The following is an 18004-nucleotide window of genomic DNA, read 5'->3' as shown; positions in this document are numbered from 1 at the left end:
CCGCACGCTGCTGGCCACGCCGGCCCACCACCGAACCGAGCGCTGAACGCACTCCATCGCGCGGCGCCCCTGACCCGGAGAAGCCCTTGTCTGGTCCACCCACAACCGCGCCCACGGACCGCCTTGCCTCCTTCCAGGCCGTGTACTGCCTGCCAGGTGAGCACGGCGATGACTGGGACCCCATCGACACCCTGCGCTGTACCCGCTGCGGACTCCTGGTCCGAGCCGGTGCCGCCGCCAACCTCACCGATCTGAACAACGCCGCACTGGAGCACACATGCCTGAGTATCTGACCGAGGCGGAGATCCTGCCCCACTGGATCACCGCACTGCGAGACGAGCTGCGGGAGGCGACCGGCCAGAACGCCGACGTCCGCCGTACCTCACCACTGCACTACCTGCTGGTGCTGACGAGCGAGCGAGTCGAACTCACCATCACCTGGCGTCGCAACTACCGCGGCTTCTGGAAGTGGAACAACTCGACCCTCACCGTCGACGGCACCCCCCGCGAACTCGCCCGCGACTTCGACGACTTCGTGCACATCTGGAAGGACCCGGACGTGCTGTCCCGCCCCGACGGACGCTCCGAGATCCCGGCGCTGACGCCCGTCGAAGATGAAACGCAGCTCCCCGACACGGTGCGACAGCCGCTCGACCGGATGCGGAAATCCGCACAGCGCAAGGCAGGCGAGGGCAACGTCCGCGCGTTCGCCGCAGCGACCGACACCGGATACACCATCCAGCTCGCTGGGCCCAAGGGAACTCTGCACCTGCACTACAGGCCCGCACGACGCGCCTACGAGAGCTGGGTCCTGGCCCCGCGCAACGGGTTCGCCATGTTCGACTTGAACGGCATGGACAGCACCAAGAAGTTCGCCGGAAACCTGATGGTCGCACTGGCGGACATGTTCGGCATCAGCGCCGCACCTGATGTGCCCGGCCAGACCGGCCACGCCCGCCAGGCCACGGTGAGCAATTCCGTGCGTGCCCGGCGCCACGCGGTTATCCGCGTCTGAGCCACCGCACGCGCCCCCTCCTCTTGGGCCCGCTTCCCGTCGCCGTTACCGGCACGGGGAGCGGGCCCTCTCCCTGTTCCTTCGGGCCGCCCGGAGGAACACGACCAGTCCGAGACAGCACGCCGGGGAGCACCAGTTGCGTGGCTTACCTCCTTTCCCCGGATGGTCCTCGTACCAGGCGTCACAAGGCAGGACTTTCGTGCCGAGCGACCTGGTCTCCATCCGACATGCATCTGCGAAAGGGCTCCTGCGTCCATGTCCCGCCCGCGCCCCGCCCCGTCCCTGACCGTTCTCGCGCTCGTCGCTGTCGTGCTGTTCCTCGCATTCCTGCTGGTGCTGCTCGCGGTGCTACCCGGCTCCCACAGTGCCGGCCACTCGACTCCGCGCCACTGCTCCACCACACCGGCGCGAGCCACCACCGCGAAGCCGGCGCCGAGCGCCCGCACGTGCCCTTCACGCAGCGGGCCGGGTATCCCCAGCCACGTACGCACGTCGGGAACACGTCAGCCTGCGGACGCCAAGACGAAGCCGACCCGAGGCCCCGGACCGAAGGCAACCACCGCACCTAGAACGGTTCCGGCCGCGCCCAAGGCGCCGACCGCGCCAAGGGGCCGTCGCTGATCCACCCCGGCCCGCCTCACGACGGGCCTCCCGGACCCGCCTCGCCGACGTCGGCCAGGCGGGTCTCTTCGTTACTCGTCGGCCCGGCGGAGAGTGCCGCCGAAGGCTCCTGCGTCGGTGCGCGACATCCGTGGGGCTTCGACAGGTCCCGTAGGACGGACCAGTCCGGCAACGCTCCAGGGAGTCTCTCCCGCTCCCTGGGACGCCCGTCAGCCAGCACATGTGAACGCCCGATGACCTGTACAAACTGCTTCAGGGGAGACAGGCGCCGGGGCGGGTCGGCCCAGCGCGGTCGCGGTTGCGTCACTAACTCTTCGCCCCGCCACGGTCCTCCTGGCCCCGCCGAACCAGGGCCACCGCCAGCGCCCGGCCCCTTCAAGCCGGGCCCGGCGCGCATGCCGCCCAAGGCACCGGCGCGCCGTACCTGTCAGCCTCACCATCACCCCGGCCGCCCGTGAGCACTGCGAACGCGCATGGGCCAGGGACTGCGCTTCCTGGGCGCACTCACCAGCGGCGCTGCCGAGCCCGAGCGAGCGATCGGACGCCACGGTCCGCTCGCCGGTGGCCGACCCCGACAGGGCGGTTCTCCTCCCCGGCCGCTGTGATGCCTGGCGGCCGCCGAACCGGGGTGGGCGCCGAGCCTCCGCCGCGCAGACTGCGCGCGCCGCTACTTCGGGCCGCAGCAGTGCCTCTGAGCTGAACGGCAGCACCCGACCGTACGACGTAACACGCAGGTGGCCGGGCTAACCGTCCCCCTCCGCATGGTCTCCCCACCGGGCCACCGGCCCGGCTACGACCGAACGGAGCCACGACATGCCGCCCACCCCCTCCACCTCCCTGTGCCGCAACCCGCACTGCGGTGGCCGGCTCAAACCCCGCCCTGAAGACACCCCTGACACCTACTGCGTCGCCTGCGCAGACCTCGCCGACGACCACGATCAGGGCGAGCACGACCGCGACAGCCAAGAACACTGCCCTGCCTGCCAGCCCTGACAAGCGCCGCCTGCCCTCACGAAGAGGGGCTGGCCCCCCTTCCGGCCCTCGGCCCCGCACCCACGCGGGGCCGAGGGCCGAGCGCTGCCCGCACCCACTACTGAGGCAGAACCGAGCCACCGCGACCGCGCACCTCGGGGTTGTGGGACTTGCCCGGCCGAGCCGCACTGTCCGGGACATCGCCGGGCACCCCTTCCCGCCCGGCGCCCCCGAGCCCGGAAAGGGGCCTCTGCGATGGCTGCTCAGTTCGGCATCGTCCCCTCCTACACCTCCACCCACTTCTTCACCGGCGGCTGCGGTGACATGCGCGGCTTCACCCTGGCCGGGTTCCTGTCTCTGTACGCCGCGAACCACCATCCCGCGTCCGTGACGACTGCCCGGGTCAACTGGCCAGGCCTGTTCGTCAAGGAAGCGGACATGCAGAGCGTCGACATGCGCAGCGTGCCCTCCGCGCAAGTCCTGGTCGCGTCCCCGATCTGCACCGAGGCTTCCCCGAACAGCGGCAAGGCCGCCCCCCGGACGCCGGTCGAGCTCGACGAGAACGGCCGCCCCAAGCCGGGCCCGGACTGGCCGCAGACACGCATCACCATGTGGGAGCCGATCCGTTACGCCGAGGTCCACCGCCCCCTGGCCTACGTCGGGGAGAACGTGCCCGCCTTCGGCAACTCCCAGCTCTTCATGGCATGGCTGCACGTGTGGGACGCACTCGGCTACACGCCCACCCTCGCCTCGGTCAACGCCGCTCATCTCAAGGTCGACGGCATGCGCCCGCTGCCGCAATCCCGCGACCGCCTGGTCTGGTGCTTCCTACGCAACGACGTCGTCGCCGCGAACGGACTGCCCGACCTGCGGCCGACCTGTGACGCGATGTGCCCCACCTGCGGCCCCGTCGAGGGCGTACAGCACTGGAAGAAGAACCCCGACTTCCCGGTAGGGGAGTACGGCCGCAACCGCCAGTACCACTACGTGTGCCCCGAGCGCCGCTGCGGCGCCCGCGTCGAACCCATCACCCGGGGCATCGGCGACGTCATCGATCCCACCGTGGCAGGAGAGCGGTTCGGCGACGGCTACTTCAAGGGCAAGCAGCGCACCACCCGCACCGCCTACGAACAGGCCACACGCGACCGAGTCGCCGCCGGTCTGGAGAACTACCGGGGCAAGCCGTTCATCGTCACCCTGCGCAACCACTGCTCAGCCAGCTCACTGGACGAGCCCATCGGCACTCTGTCCGCTCAAGGCGGAGGCCACCACTACCTCGTACGCCCCACCTCTGACCTGACCATCGACGAGTGCGAGTACCGGCCCCTGACGATCCGCGAGAAGGCCCGCTGCCAGGGCTTCCCCGACGACCACGAGTTCGCCGGGACGGAGAAGGACCAGCGTCTTCAGGTCGGCAACGCCGTCCCGGTCAACGTCGCGTTCTGGCTGGCCCAGCGCGTCCAGGCCGTCCTTCCCCGCTGACCTGACCCGCCCCCACCAGAGCACTGCGCACTGCCCCGGCCACCGGCCGGGGCAGTGCTTCCTTCCTACCCGGCGGCGCGCAGCAGCCCGACCGGCCCGACCGTCGGCACGTCCCGGCCAAGCCCCCGATCCCTGCACCCGTCGTGCCGTCGCCAGAACTCGGGTGATCCGAGTGCTGGAAGTCCTACCCGACCCCGGCGGAAGGCGCGAGACCCGTAGTGGTCGCGGGCCTAACCCTGCCGTCCCTCACAGTGAGGCAGCCGGAACACGCCAGCCCACCCCCGTGTGTCGCATCCGACCGGCTCCAGCAGCCGAGAGCCGCAGGCTCCGCGTAGGAACTCCCCTCGCCGTGCACCGCGCGGGCCCGGCTCAGCCACGACCGACCGCCCACATACCGCTGACAGCCGTCCCCCGTGCCCGACTCGCTGCCCCCGCACGAGCTGCACGAACCGCCGTGCCCCAGCGACCACTGCTGAAGGGACGTCCCGATGACTCTTGGCCAACTCCGCGCCTATCTCGCCGAGCTGGAGCCACTACCCGACGACACCCCCGTGATCATCGCCAAAGACTCCGAAGGGAACGGCTACTCGCCGCTCGACGAGGCTGAGATCGCGATGTACCACGCGGAGACGGAATACAGCGGGGAGCACTACCCCACCCAAGACCCACGTCCCGACGACGTCGTGCCCGCCGTCTTCCTCTGTCCCACCAACTAGCGGTAGGCCCTCCGCAGCGGGCGGCACAACCAGGAGACCCCACGCCGCCCCCGGTCAGCCGGCCAGGGGCGGCTTCCTTGCCTCTCGCGCCCGGCAACCATCGCCGAACCCCGCCCACCTTCGGCAAGAACAGAGGTTGCGCAGGTAACCCGGCCCCACCCCACGCTCGGGCAGCCAGACCGCGCGCACCCAGTGCGAACAGCCCGAGCGGCCGCCTCTCGCGGCCCTGACCGCCCTGCCTCCAGACAGGAAGACCTTCAGTGAACCCGTACAGCTACACCGACCCGCAGCGGCACCAACTGCTGCTTCGCGCCATCACACGCCCTCGCGGGCCGTACGTATCCTGCGAGGCCGAGAACCTGGCTCTGGGCGGAGACACGGTGACCGTGACCGTGCCCGCCGTCAAGGCCCGCGCCCTGGCCGACCACCTCGACAAGCTCGCCTTCTACGAGTTCATCGACACGTCCGGCAACATGCTCAGGGCCGAGCCAACGCACGCCTGGACCCGGCTCACGTTCGTCGGCGACACGCGTGAGGAGGACGGGCCATCCGGCACCGTGCCGGTTGTTGTACTCACGAGCCGGCTCCCCGAAGTAGCCCGGGCGCTGAGGGCTCAGGCAGAGCTCGCCGAGCGCAAGCAGCACGCTGCCGAGATCCGGGCACAGTACTGTGACGGCGCTGCGATCGACCACTACGAGACCGGCTTCTGCGACCACGGTCCCGTTGATCAGGCGGCATACCCGATGGACTTTTCCCTCCTTCTCGCACATGTTGCCGCCCAGCTCCCCGTCGAGAACGCCAACTCGATCGCGGTCACCGTCCTCGCCGACGCCCTGCTCGAGGAGGACCGGCCCACCGACGAGCGGCAGGCCACGGCAGCGGCCCGTTACCTGCTCGCGCACCATGCCCGCGAACTCGCCGACCTACTACGCGCCAAGGCAGGGCTCCACGGTGCGAACACCTACGACTACGAGGCCGGGCCGGGCATGCATGCCGCGGCCGAGCACCTCGCTCAGTACGCTGACCAGCTCGACGGAGGGCAGCGCCCCCGGCCCGTCTCCGACGGCCCGCAGTAGAACAGCGGGATCGAGAACCCCACCGCCGCCGTCACCCGCTCCCGGCCGGGCGAAAGCGACGGTTGGCTGAATGGGAGTGCCTGACAAGCGAACGCATCAGTGATCGCCAGGTGTGACCTCCGCGCGCGGGCCCCGAAATCCGCAACAGGCATCCCAGCACCCTGACCCGCCACGCCGCCCTCGGCAACCAGCCGAGGGCGGCTTCGTACGTGTCAGGCACTCGGTCACGAAAGCCCGGCTCGCGCCCCGGGAGGTAACCGGCTCCCGCTCTCGGCCAGGGCCAAGGCCCTGTTCTCCATGCTTGGAGCAGGTGGCCGCCGCCCCACCGTCCCCGTTACCGCTGCAACGGAGAGTTGCGGAGCTTACCGTCCGCCGAGTGATGGTGACTTCGGCCGGGACGCCTCCGCGAAGCCCCATTTCGAAGCCGAGCGCGACCGGCAAGCCGGGCCGAGTGCACCCACCTCTTCGTCACGCACCGGGCGACCCGAATCCTCCACTGCCACCGCTCACCTGCCGGAGTCTGCGATGTCAACCAACCTGCACGATGCCGCCGACCAGTTCGCCGCCGTGTGGAGTTCCCAGGACACCGCCTACGAGGCGGCACCTGCTCTGCAATGCGTCGAGATCGACGTCCTGGTCGACCTACTGCGCGCCGCCGGCGCGACGAGCACGACCCTCACCAACTGGCTGGACGCGCACACCGTCAGCGACCCGGACTGCCGGGGCCACAGCACACCGGCCAGCACAGAGCCGTCCCCGACCACCTGAAGACCCCCTCTTGCGGCACTAACACCGACTGCGACCAACGTCCTGGGTGCAAAGCCACTCCCGGCTCCTCCGCACCGCTCCCGCCTCGTTCCGACTGAAAGGCAGCCCCGTGGGCTACTTCCTCTACCGCGACCGCACGAACCCCTCCGAGACCGACCAGGACATGTGGAACAGCCCCCTCAACTCCTATCTCCGAGACCACCAGATGGGCCGTGCCGGGAAGATCTGTGGCCTGTCCGAGATGATCCGCCACGTGGAGGCGATCGCCGCCATGTGGTGGCAGTACACCAACCCCGCCCAAGCAACCCTCGGTGCCATCCGGTTCATGAACGGTGGCATCGTCGCCCCCTCGCTGACACCGCTGATCGACACCCCCGAGCTGTTCGCCGCCGTGGCGGCCGAGGGACTGCGCTCCTGGCACACGCTCCTGGCCGAAGACACCGGCCGACGCGCCCTCTACGGAGACGATCACGCAGATCTGCTGCTCCCCAATTTCAACTTCGGCGAGCACCTCTTCGAGCAGGAGGGCGCGCACAGCATCTTCTTCGACGGCACGCGGCGCACCGTTCCTGCCGGTACCGTCGTCGCGATGCTCGTCATCGACCGCGTTCCGGTCTGGAGCCCGCCAGAGCACTTCGGACTCCGTGGCTTCTACGACACCAAGAGCCGCGTCAGCACGACCGACTACTTCCGGCAGGCGCACGCCGTCCAGCAGGGCTGGAAGAAGGCCGTCGACGCCGCCGCATCGCAGGAACGCCCCACCAACTCCTGACCCTGCCCCCACCCGGCCCCCGGCCCCGTCTCCTGAACGGGCCGGGGGCCGCCGCCGTTTCCACGCTGCCACGGCCCCGAACCGCGGTTGGCCGCTCCCCAGACGCTTGCGCCTCTTATCCGCCGCACCACCACGGTGACACCAGGAACCCCAGGCGCCTGGCTGCCCGGCCGCGCCTCGCCCAACGGAAGGGATCCCCGTTCCCATGCTGACCCCGCCACCGGACATGTACCCCGGCTGTACCTGGGCCGACCAGCCAGTCGCCGCCACAACCCCGTTCGGAATCGGCACGGCCGCGACCGCGGAGCCGCGTACTGGGCTGACAATCCGATACAAGGTCACCGCGTACGACCCGCAGGCAGGTTCCGTCACGGTCTCGCCCTACGTGAAGGAGAACCGTGCCGGCGTGGTGCGTCCCGCACCCGACCGCGACCGGCCCCGCACTATCTCCCTGGACGACCTCGATGACCTGCGCCTGATCCATCAGCGGACACGCGACGACTCCACCGCCCTGCACACGGGCCACTGCCGTCACGCCATCAAGTCGGCGTTCACCGCCGGGGGAGACCGAGGTGTTCCCGCCTCCCGCCGCGTGTACCGATTCTGGATGCAGACCGCCGAGGGCCACACCCACCGGTTCCTGGTCCGCGCCCCCTCCCAGACCAACGCAAGCGACATGGCGCGCGCCTGGTGGCAAGGCACCCCCTGTCCAGAAGGTTGGACCGGCGGCCGGCTCGAGGACGGCGACCACATCGACCTCCTCACCTGCGAGGGCGCCCGCGACATGCCGGTATGGCCCTACCCCGACCCGATCGCCGACCCTGTCTGACCTTCCGCCTCCTCTTGCCCAGGCCCCGACACCCGTGTGGTGCCGGGGCCTGCCACGTCCCCGCACCCGGCACCGCATCGCACTGTCCCGCCATAGAGAGGGCCGGGGCGGGTCCGTGTACGGCGGCCGTCAGCAGCGCCGGCTGCCCGACTAACCAGGCCAGCCGTCACGGTTCCCGCACTGCGGCAACCTCTGCCGCTCCTCAACTCCAAGCCCCCGAAAGGGCCTGCCAACTCATGTTCAAATACACCCTGCCCGTCCGCGAGTTCACCGCCCAGCACGCGCCCCTCACCGCCGCGCCCACCACCAGCGGAGCCCAGGAGCCGGTCACCGACAACCCGCACAACCCCACCAAGATCACCATCTACGCTCCCGGCCCGGACTCCGCGCTGCGGATGGCCACCCGCCACCTGACCCTCCTGCACGCCCGCCTCGCCCACAGCGAACCCGGCGCCGTCTCCCGCACCGCCCCGGACGTCATCTACGCCGAGGCCCGCGCCCGCGCTGAGACCCTCACGCCCGCCGAGCGGGAGGAGGAGAGCCGCTTCTCGATCCACAGCGACGACGACGGACTGCGGCTGTCCGCCCTGACCGACGTCATGCGCCAGCGCGGCGAACTCACCCCCTGACCCCGACGCGCCCTCCCCGGCCCCCTGGCCCCGCCACCGTGCGGGACCAGGGGGCCGCCCTCATGCTCGGCGTCCCGACACGCCGCAGGGTTACGGGCCTTGCCGGCCGTTGCTGTCGGTCTTGGCGTCGGAGCTCGGCCGCCGACTAAGCATCCGTGCTGGACCTGGGATCCGTTTGGTGCCCCAGGCACACCCCCCCGTGCATGGGCGCGCTGCCCGGGTTGCGGTCGTTGCCCCGGCCCCAGGCATGGTGCGCGGGACAGCGGCCCGGGGTGCGATGCCCATTCCCCACTCCATCAAGCCGCCCCATCCCCACCCCTTCCGAACCGGAGGTCCACCTTCATGACCGTGCCGAACGCCGCGCTCGCCGCCCGCATCCGTTCCGAAATCGTGGAACGCCCCCACCATCACGACCAGCAGTTCTACATCGACGGCGTCGACGTCCTCGCGCCGGGCGACAGCCTCACCAACGGCACCCGACCCGACTGCGGCACCACCCTGTGCGTCGCCGGATTCGCCGCTCACCTCACCGGCTACACCATCGTTCGACTCGGCAAGACCCCACACGAGGACACCGTCCTGGCCTACCAGCCGGGCAAGGTCTCCGGCCTCGTCGTCCAGGTCGCACGTGCGGAACTCGGCCTGAGCACGATCGACGCCGAGTGGCTCTTCTCCGGCCTGCGCACCCGCGACGAAGTCCTGACCGCACTCGGCCAGCTCGCCGGCGGCGCCGCACGTCTGGACCCCACGGCCATCACCGCGGCTGTCCCCTCGCAGCCCCTCCTGCCCTATCCCCGCCCGGCCGTCCGACCCGCAACAGCCTGACAGGAGCCCTCTGTGCCACTGCACGACTTTCCCCGCGTCTACGCCTTCCACATCCCCCGCAATGACGAGGGACTGCACCGCCGCTTGATCGAGGATCCGCCCCGCTACAGCACCGAATGGAACCCGCCCGCCGGTACCGAACTGCACTGGGGCGACCGGATCGTCTTAGGCAGCACGGCCGACATCGGTCCCGCGCAGCCCGGCGGCTGGGCGAACACCGCGATCCGCTTCCGGGTCTTCACCGTCTCCCCGTTCGACACCGACCGGCACCCCACCGGCATTTCGCTCGTGGGCGGCCACGACGAACACGCACGCCCGGGTGCGGAGCTGCTGGGGGAGTTGACGGAGGCGTTGCGGCTGTCAGCCGCTCAGGGTGTCCCGCGCCCGCTCTACGTGCCCCCGTGGCTCAAGTTCGCAATCAACTGATGCCCATCCTCGCCGCCGGTCCACCGCCTGGGCTCGCCGCGGCGACTTCCTCGCCGGCAGCGCACCCCCTCGCGGTTGCCTGAGCGCCGGCGCACGGTGGAGCGCCCCCGCCTCCTCCTGTCCCTTCAGCTCCCTCCGAGGCTCCTCTGATGCATTCCTTCGAAGTGACCGTGACCCGCACCGAGATGATCACCTTCCGACTGCCCGCCCTGTCCGCGCTGGACGCTGAGGAGCGCTATCTCACCGACGGCGAGGAGATCAACAGCAAGACCGTGGGCCTGTGTGTTGAGTCCACCCTGCAAGTGGACTCCAGCCGGTGCGGCGAGTCGGGACCCGCCTGACCCTTCACTGCTGCCTCTGCCTACTGGTGGCCCGTCCCCATCCTCCCGGGACGGGCCACCGGCGCGTCCGGCGACCGCCAGGGTTGTGGGAGCCGGGGTTGGGGTTGCGCGCCTTGACCTGCCCAGCTCCAGGGTTCCCGTCATCAACCACCGCTGGTCCCACCCGAGTTCGGGCTGACCGCCCCCTGAAGGAACCCACCATGCTCCAGCCCCACACCCTGCCCCGTCCCGCCTCGATACCCGCCCCGCTCCCGCTCCGTACCGTGAGGGACTACACCCCCTTCGCTGACCGCGCCGAGCGGCTGCGTGCGCAACTCGCCGACTTCTGGGGCAAGCCCGTACGCGGCCTGCCCCGGGCCGTTGACCTGATGACGTCCATGTACCTCACCGCGACCGGCCGCGATCTCATCGAGGACCCGCACGCGATCGGCTTGTGCTTCAACATGTGCGACAACTTCGCCGCCGCCTACCGCACCAGCGACGTGTGGGTCGCCCCTCACAGCATGGCTGACCGCATCGCCCGCCACCCACTGGTGAACCAGGCCAGCGTGATCGTAGGGAGCCTGGAGGATGCCGCGCCAGCCCGAGACGGACTGGTCTACTTCCCGACCCCGATCCAGCTCGGCCAGCTACACCCGGTCCACGCCCTGGCCTGGCACATGGAAGGCACCGGCAATGACCTCGCGTTCACCGTCGAAACGATCACTGCCACCCAGTTGATCCCCACCCGACTGCCGCCGATGGTGGCCGCGTCCACGAAGCTGCCTCTCTCCCCGTACTGCCCCAACGGCGTCTCCACCCTCGTCGACGGGGTCCTTGCCGGCTACGGCAACCCGGACACATTCGGCGCGCCTGATCCGGCCACCGCCCTGGCACTGGTGCTGGCGTTCTGGGAGCTGCGCGCCCCCATCGCACGTGACGCCGAGGAGCCCTGCGACGCCGATGCCGTAGAGGACACCCTGACGGTCCTCCAGCACGCTGGGCCGGGCCACGGCACGAAGAAGTCTGCCCGCGGGCGCAAGGGCAAGCGCGGTAAGCAGTCCCCGCGCAAGCGGCGTATCCGCATCGTCCGCGAACCCGCCCACATCCCCACCCCGCCCCCCCAGCCTCGGCTGACGGACGCCGCCTCTCCTGGCCTGGCCGCCGAGCACATCCCGGAGCCGAACTGGCGGGACGACACGCTCCGCTGGGAGGTGTCGATGAAGTACCAGAACCGCTGCCCGAACCCGCACCAACACCGCGCCATCATCGAGGCGGGCGGGGAGTGCAAGCCGGTCCTGGTCCCCGTCAAGGCGCACGTCAACGGGCCCAAGGGCCGCGACGTCGACCCCCGCCGCACGGTACGGATCGTCCCCGAGCGCCCCTGACACGCACCGTCCACCCCCGGCCCCGGCCCCGCGAACGCGGGGCCGGGGCCGCCTCAATCCCGCCGTTCACCGCGCCGAGGAGGGAGAGACCGCGTGCAACGCGCCCGGCCCGGCGCATCTGCGCCCCCGAAGACCGTCTTCCGCCCCGTGTCCGCGACCCCCGCCCGCTGTACTTCCACCACAGGTCGGCGGGTTGCGGGTGTTGGTACGCCAGGGGTCATGGTGCGGCATGCCGGGCCGAGGCGAGCGGCAACCACCAGATCCCGCCGCCATGGTCTGCCCACCACCATCAACCCCCTGTCCTGCTCACTTCCGTTGAAGGAGAGAACCCCGGATGTCCATAGCCCCTCCCGCTGCCTCGCCGTACCCGGTCGCGTCCGCTGCTTCCCCGTCCCCCACGCCCGCCGCCGTACCCGCGCAGCTCGCCCCCACCGTCACCGCGAGGTCGGCCACGACAGCGTCCGCCGGCACCCGCGCTCGCAAGAAGCCCCGCTACCCGCAGATCCCGGCCGTTGCCGGGAACGCGAACGTCCGGGCACTACTCGCCCAAGGTGTCCACCCCGCCAGCCGACAGCCCCTCGCCGAAGCTTCCGGCACTGACTGCGGGACCTGCACGCTCTTCTACCGACTTCAGCTCCCCACGCGCGATGGTGACAGCACCGTGCGGGAGCGCTTCAAGTGCGCCATCGCGCCGGTCAGCTGCCGCGGCCGTCAGGGCATCGACCTGCGCCCTACGAGTGCCGACCAGCCCGGCACTCCCGCCTGCGCCCTTCACTGCACGCACACTGACTGGCCGTTCAAAGCCGAAGGCCACGACCAGAGTGCCGCCGACGCGATCGGCCACGCACACGACCACCCCGACGAGCGCGGTGTCTATGCGAAGTACCGGGTGTTCGGCGTCGACCTGGAACACCAGCGCCTATGGGTCGAGTTGGAGGCCGAGATGATCCCGAACCCCGCCGCCGAGCGAAACGGCACCCCGCGCGTGCCGCAGGCGCAGCGCTCACTGCCGGACAAGCCGCACCTGTACCGGTTCTGGACCTCCTTGAGTCGGCTGCACACCGCCCACATCACGCACCCCCGCCTTGACGGTGGAGGGACGTGCACGCACCCCCTCGTCCGCAGCGGCCTCGTCCGCCTCAGCCCGCCCGCCGCCTGACGGCTCAACCCGCACCCTCCCGGCCCCGGTCTCGCGCTCGCGGTACCGGGGCACTCCCGTGTCCGCTTCCCGCCAGCCCCCTGGCGCAGGGCTCCTCCGGTTGCCGCGCTTGGCCCTTGCCGGGTCAGCGTGCTGCCACCCCGAGCTGCTGCCTGCCGGGCAGCACCAGCGACACGAGAAAGAGGATCGCATGGCCACCGACCAGCGCAGCGCATTCGGCTCAGAGATCGCCCGCCTTGCCAGGAAGCACAAGGGCCTCGAACGAGTCGAGGCAGTCACGAAGAACGGGTACACCGTCCTCCTCACCGGCATGTGGGGCGGGCATGTCGGGGCCATCGTCATCACGGACCCGGAGGGTCATCAGGTCCGTCGCGCCGACGGCTGGAACGTAGGCAAGACCGCCGAGATCGCCCAGTTCCTGTGGGATGCGTTGGAGAAGGACAAGGCCAGGGCAATCGAGCGCGAGCGCCTGGCGGGTCTCAAGTCCGTGAGCATCACTTCGACGGACGCCACCGGCCGGGCAGCCGGCAGGGAGACCAGCAGGTACCACCTCACTCCCGAACAGCTCACCCAAGTGCGCTCGCTGGCCCAGCAGCTGGCCGCCGCGAACGCGGCCGTCACTGCGGCCGAGTGAAAATGGCCTGCCCCACCCCCGCACTGCTCCTGGCCGAGCTGGCCCCCTGACGGCCCCGCCGCCCCGGCACCCGCCCTGGGGGGCGGGGCTGCCGCCCGCCCCTCCGTACGACAAGTCGGCCTTGCGCGGCTTGCTCCTGCCCGGGGGAGCGTTGGCCCGGCCCCGGAAGAGCGCCCCACACCACCGTGCGGCTGCCGCCGGGCCTCCGCCTCCTCTCGACGGGGGGAGGCGACACCACCCACACCCCACTCAGGAAGACGACGCGATGAACCACACCATCAGCACTTTCACTTCCGACGCGACCGCCGCCGGCCTGAGCACCTTCCCCCACCCGAAGCCGGTCCTGGACACGGGCGCACTGGCCGAAGCTATCCGCGTGCAGCTCCGCACCTGGGTGACCGCCGAGCTGGGGTTCACCGTACCCGCCCCCGAGATGCTCACGACCAAGCCCGCCGACAGCATCGCCCGGCTCCTCGGCAAAATCACCAAACACGTTCAGCTCTACGGCGCGGACACCGGCGTGTACGCCGAACCGTGGGGCCTGGCACACCTGTTCCACGCCCACGCCGACGGCCTGTACGCCGCACGCGGCCGCGGCGACGCCTACCTCCTGGGAGCCCTCTACTCGCTCATCGCCGCCCGCGCCCACATCCGGGACCACTACGAAGGACGCATCGAGCTGGACCCGTTCGGCAGCCACCGGCCCGCCGTCGACGACAGCGCGCTGGTCGAGACCGCCCGCGTCCAGCTCACCACCTGGGTGCCGCACACGTTCGGGACCATCGTGCAGCTGCCCGAACGGTGGGAGCTGCATGCCGCCGCCGATCTGTCGGACCTCTTGGCGGACGTGATCGGAGCCGGGGAGGCGAAGTACGGCGACGTGGACGACGACGACAGCATCCGCGGCATGGCACACCTGGCGAACGCCCGCGCCCACGGTCTGAAGGCCGGATACAGCCACGGGGACGCCCACCTGTTCGCCGCCCTGAACTCGCTGGTCCTGGCCGCCGCCTCCCTCGCCTGACAGATGCCTGGGCCGCGTACCGCCGCCAAGTGCGGCGGGACGCGGCCCAGGAGGGGCATAGCACCTGCCGCGCCCCCAAATTCGCCCCGCCTGAGAGCTTTGATGCTGCCGACGCCCCCCCCACACCACCCGCGTACCCGTTCCCGCGCCCGGTCTGTGACCGCGACGCCCGCTACCTCGCGGCAGCCGGCCGCGGAGCCCTGACCCTGGTGACCCAGTACGGCGCCCCGCGCTACTGCGAAGACCGCTCCGGACCGCACACCGGCTACCTCGCTCCACCCCGGCCTGAGCTGTTCACCGCAGGCTGGCTGACGCGCGACGGTGACCGTATCGCCATCACGGCCGAAGGCCGCACCGCTCTGACCGACTACCGGCGCCGACGTGCCGCCGCCGACGCCCTGCCCTACACCTTGACGCGCAGCCGCTCCGCGCAGAACTTCACCAGTCCGACGAGCCCATCCGCCGCTTGCGCCACGCGGCCACCGGAGAGGAGATCAAGCCGGGCGACACGGTCACCGATCCCTCCGGGCACACGGCAACCTACCTCGGCCCCACCATGCGCAGCGACGACGGCGGAGCGACCTGGACCCCCGCCTTCAACGCTCGCGTCACCTACCCCGATCACGGCACCTGGCTTTACCCGCCCGCCGCCCTCGGCGCCGTCTACGACCGGGAGCCCGCCCTCCCCACCCCTGCATCACCATGACCGCCGACCCCCGACCGGAGACAACCACGACAACGAACCCGACATGACCCTTGACGACTCGGATTCCTTCCCACTGCTCATCAGCGCCCAGGTCGAGACGTTCGCCTTCGCGGTCCACCGACAGACCTGCGACCGGCGCGCCGTGATGCTCCGCGACGACGGGAAAATCCTGGCCGCCAACCTCGTGGAAGAAGACCGCGACATCACTGAGCTGACCCGCTCCCTGGCCGCCGTCCACTCTACCGCCAAGACGGAACACGCCGCCTATTGCCGCCCCTTCCACTGCCGGTGCGGCTGCGACTAGGCCCAGACTTGCCTCGACTGCCATCGGTGCGTGTGCTGGCGCGCGCAGTGCTGCGCCCAGGCTGCCGCTGACCGCGCCCGTACATCGGGCCCGCGGTGAACGCCCCTCCCGTACCGGACTGCGGCGCGCCCCTGCTCGCGGACCTACGCCCCGCAGATCCCACCCAGACGAGCCCCCCATCCGGCCACCGCACCTGAGTGAACCGTGATCGGCACCCGCTGAAACGTCCAGGCCACCTGCCGCCTCTGACCCCTCCCGCGCTGCTTGCCCCACCCTTCACCTCACAGACGGCCCGTCCCCGACTCATGGGGGCGGGCCCGGACGAGCTGAAGATGCTCGACCTATTCGCCGGAGCCGTCCTTGCCCGGCTCCAAAACCCCCAGACCGACTGGCCGTTCGAGCACCAGGCCCGAGAGATGCAACACGCGGACCTGACCGACCTCTGAGCGGACGGGAGAAATCCCGAGCAGCCAGCGAACTGGCGGCCAGCTACCGCCCGGTAGCCGGAAGAGCGTCTGCAAGAACAAGAGCGAGCCCGCGGCGACCAAGTCGCGAGTCTGACCCGCATCACTACCGGATGGCCCGTTCCCGCGTACGGGGGCGGGCCATCCCCGTTGCCGCGTTTCTCGCGGGTGTTCGCCCCTCCAACCGCTCTTCCAACGGTCTCTGCGGGTTGTTGTTCCTGCCCCCTGCCGGGTTGCTGCTCTCCGCCGTCCCCGGGGAGTTGCCGGGGGTTGCTGGGGTTGGTTGCTCCCGGGTGAGTGTGCGGGCATCGAGAACGCGGTTCCCACTCCGTCGGGGGTGGTGGAGCCCCAGGCCGGTGGAACGCCGGGCCGGACGCGTTCTCGCACTCTCCCGCCACCCTGCAATGGAGTTGCCATGCCCGCACCCGCCCACCCGATGGCCGCCAACCCGAACGTCGCCCTGGGCAGCGTTCCGGCCGTGCCCGCTCACCCGGCCCTCTACGACGGTCCTCGCGCCGCAGCCGCCGACTTCTTCACCCTCGCCCGCACCGGCCGGGCACAGACCACGCTGCCGCCCTTCCGCGACGGCGACAGCGTCAGCTGCCCCGTGGGCGTCGAGTGGATGCGCCACGACGGCCGGTGGATCGTCCCGGGCCAGCCGGGCGGCCTGACCCTGACCGACCGGACGGTCGCCGGCTGGTGGCGCACCCGGCACCGGCCGGGCAGCCAGTTCGCCCTGGTCCACCGGCTCACTCCCACCGAGACGAGCCTGATCACCGGCGACTGCTACACCAGCCGCAGCCGCCTACTGAGCGTGCGTGACGGCGCGTTCACGTACACCGAGGCGGTCTCCGGCCTGTGGCTGCGCTCACTGGCCTGGCAGGCCGCCCGTACCCGCACCGTGAGCGTCCACCTGGAACTGCCCACCGGCATCGTCACCCTCCACTCCCGGCTGGTCGGTGACGTGTTCTTCCATCCCGTCGCCCCGGCGCTCTGCGCCTGACCACCGAGGACGGTCTTCTCTCGTCGCCTGACAGCACTGCGCACCGTCGGCGGCCCGCTCCCTTCTCACTCTTGGGGCGCACCGCCGTCGGTGTGCAGTGCTGCCGGCCGGACGCGGCGGGCACCGGCGCCGCGCAGCAGTTGCGGCGATTACTCACTGGGCTCGCACGCTCACCAGCACCTGCCCGTGCCCGCATCGAGAGGAATTGTCATGTCCATCGCCCGTACTGTCGTCGACCGTGCGGTCATGATCGCAAGTCGGTGTGAGCGGAACTTCGCACCCGGGTCTCTGACCGTCGTCCTGCACACCGGTGAGGAGCCCGTTGCGCTCGCGGTCCGCCCGACCGGAGCGAGTGTCCCCGCCCCCGGCTGGCCGGAACTCGAACTTCCCCTCTACGCCTTCGACGGTTGGCCCTCGGGCCTGTATCCCACGGTCGACCTGGCCGAGTTCACAGCCGCCTTCGACCGCGTCCTGGCCGACACCGGCAGCACACTGATCGTCGCCGTTCACGCCGATGTCCCCGGCTACGACCTGGACGACGCCTACGCCTGGCGCTACGACCGGCAGGCCCGCGGGTTCACCACGGTCTCGGTGGACGAAGCCGAAGCCGCCGAGCTGTTCCACGAGGACACGTACGTTCTAGCTTATCCCTGGGACCGGGCACCCTACGCCTCCGTGACCGCCCTTGCCCCTGACCGGGTGAAGGGGGAGGTCCTCCCGGCCGCAGACGCCAGGACCGCGACGTGATCACCCGGCTCCCCTCGCGAGAGGGGAGCCCCCTCCTGGCCGCCGCGCCCCGCCCGCCCCGCTCCGGTGCTCTGTTGCCCGCACAATCTTCGAGGACGTCGTCATGACCTTCACGCTTCGCGCC

At 70.6% G+C, this 18004-nt stretch carries 21 protein-coding genes; all 21 read left to right on the top strand.

The window, feature by feature from the left end:
* Nucleotides 1-86 precede the first annotated feature (86 nt).
* The 21 genes from ACFYMP_RS28575 to ACFYMP_RS28475 all read left to right on the top strand — a co-directional run bounded on the left by ACFYMP_RS28575 (nt 87) and on the right by ACFYMP_RS28475 (nt 17880).
* Entirely contained in the window at nt 87-293 is a 207-nt protein-coding gene (locus tag ACFYMP_RS28575) for a hypothetical protein (RefSeq protein ID WP_388862980.1), read from the top strand.
* Nucleotides 278-1015: a hypothetical protein gene (locus tag ACFYMP_RS28570; protein WP_388862978.1), complete on the top strand. Its 738-nt coding sequence runs from the start codon at nt 278-280 to the stop codon at nt 1013-1015. The genes ACFYMP_RS28575 and ACFYMP_RS28570 overlap by 16 nt, the downstream gene beginning before the upstream one ends.
* Nucleotides 1016-2449: 1434 nt before the next feature.
* Nucleotides 2450-2629 carry a hypothetical protein gene (locus tag ACFYMP_RS28565; RefSeq protein ID WP_388862976.1) on the top strand — a complete coding sequence of 60 codons (180 nt, stop codon included), beginning with the start codon at nt 2450-2452 and terminating at the stop codon, nt 2627-2629.
* Between the two features lie 234 nt (nt 2630-2863).
* A complete protein-coding gene (locus tag ACFYMP_RS28560) occupies nt 2864-4090 on the top strand; it encodes a DNA cytosine methyltransferase (protein WP_388862974.1) in 1227 nt (408 codons plus the stop codon).
* A 488-nt stretch (nt 4091-4578) separates the two neighbouring features.
* On the top strand, nt 4579-4806 hold the full coding sequence (locus ACFYMP_RS28555; RefSeq protein WP_388862972.1) for a hypothetical protein: 228 nt from the start codon (nt 4579-4581) through the stop codon (nt 4804-4806).
* Between the two features lie 260 nt (nt 4807-5066).
* Nucleotides 5067-5882, top strand: a complete 816-nt coding sequence (locus ACFYMP_RS28550) for a hypothetical protein (protein WP_388862970.1) — start codon at nt 5067-5069, stop codon at nt 5880-5882.
* A gap of 525 nt (nt 5883-6407) precedes the next feature.
* Nucleotides 6408-6650 carry a hypothetical protein gene (locus ACFYMP_RS28545; RefSeq protein WP_388862968.1) on the top strand — a complete coding sequence of 81 codons (243 nt, stop codon included), beginning with the start codon at nt 6408-6410 and terminating at the stop codon, nt 6648-6650.
* Nucleotides 6651-6759: 109 nt separating this feature from the next.
* Nucleotides 6760-7422: a hypothetical protein gene (locus ACFYMP_RS28540; RefSeq protein ID WP_388862966.1), complete on the top strand. Its 663-nt coding sequence runs from the start codon at nt 6760-6762 to the stop codon at nt 7420-7422.
* 205 nt (nt 7423-7627) lie between these two features.
* Complete coding sequence (locus tag ACFYMP_RS28535) at nt 7628-8251, top strand: hypothetical protein (protein WP_388862964.1); 624 nt, start codon at nt 7628-7630, stop codon at nt 8249-8251.
* A gap of 236 nt (nt 8252-8487) precedes the next feature.
* Entirely contained in the window at nt 8488-8880 is a 393-nt protein-coding gene (locus tag ACFYMP_RS28530; protein ID WP_388862962.1) for a hypothetical protein, read from the top strand.
* 342 nt (nt 8881-9222) lie between these two features.
* Nucleotides 9223-9705, top strand: a complete 483-nt coding sequence (locus tag ACFYMP_RS28525) for a hypothetical protein (RefSeq protein ID WP_388862960.1) — start codon at nt 9223-9225, stop codon at nt 9703-9705.
* Between the two features lie 12 nt (nt 9706-9717).
* The gene (locus ACFYMP_RS28520) at nt 9718-10131 is read left to right on the top strand and encodes a hypothetical protein (RefSeq protein ID WP_388862958.1); all 414 of its coding nucleotides are present in this window, start codon (nt 9718-9720) and stop codon (nt 10129-10131) included.
* 149 nt (nt 10132-10280) lie between these two features.
* Nucleotides 10281-10472, top strand: a complete 192-nt coding sequence (locus ACFYMP_RS28515; protein WP_388862956.1) for a hypothetical protein — start codon at nt 10281-10283, stop codon at nt 10470-10472.
* Nucleotides 10473-10672: 200 nt separating this feature from the next.
* Complete coding sequence (locus ACFYMP_RS28510; RefSeq protein WP_388862954.1) at nt 10673-11839, top strand: hypothetical protein; 1167 nt, start codon at nt 10673-10675, stop codon at nt 11837-11839.
* Nucleotides 11840-12173: 334 nt separating this feature from the next.
* Nucleotides 12174-12998 (top strand): hypothetical protein, encoded by an 825-nt coding sequence (locus ACFYMP_RS28505; protein ID WP_388862952.1) that lies wholly within the window; start codon nt 12174-12176, stop codon nt 12996-12998.
* Between the two features lie 190 nt (nt 12999-13188).
* Complete coding sequence (locus ACFYMP_RS28500; protein WP_388862950.1) at nt 13189-13632, top strand: hypothetical protein; 444 nt, start codon at nt 13189-13191, stop codon at nt 13630-13632.
* 265 nt (nt 13633-13897) lie between these two features.
* Nucleotides 13898-14656, top strand: a complete 759-nt coding sequence (locus ACFYMP_RS28495; protein WP_388862948.1) for a hypothetical protein — start codon at nt 13898-13900, stop codon at nt 14654-14656.
* Nucleotides 14657-15122: 466 nt separating this feature from the next.
* The gene (locus tag ACFYMP_RS28490) at nt 15123-15362 is read left to right on the top strand and encodes a hypothetical protein (protein ID WP_388862946.1); all 240 of its coding nucleotides are present in this window, start codon (nt 15123-15125) and stop codon (nt 15360-15362) included.
* A gap of 43 nt (nt 15363-15405) precedes the next feature.
* The gene (locus ACFYMP_RS28485; RefSeq protein ID WP_388862945.1) at nt 15406-15666 is read left to right on the top strand and encodes a hypothetical protein; all 261 of its coding nucleotides are present in this window, start codon (nt 15406-15408) and stop codon (nt 15664-15666) included.
* An 879-nt stretch (nt 15667-16545) separates the two neighbouring features.
* A complete protein-coding gene (locus tag ACFYMP_RS28480) occupies nt 16546-17133 on the top strand; it encodes a hypothetical protein (protein ID WP_388862943.1) in 588 nt (195 codons plus the stop codon).
* 210 nt (nt 17134-17343) lie between these two features.
* Entirely contained in the window at nt 17344-17880 is a 537-nt protein-coding gene (locus ACFYMP_RS28475; protein WP_388862941.1) for a hypothetical protein, read from the top strand.
* Nucleotides 17881-18004: the final 124 nt, after the last annotated feature.

The organism is Streptomyces sp. NPDC007088, from assembly GCF_042869355.1.
Classification (GTDB): Bacteria; Actinomycetota; Actinomycetes; order Streptomycetales; family Streptomycetaceae; genus Streptomyces.
Note: the sequence above shows the minus strand (reverse complement) of the source record. Positions and strands in the feature narration are given on the sequence as shown.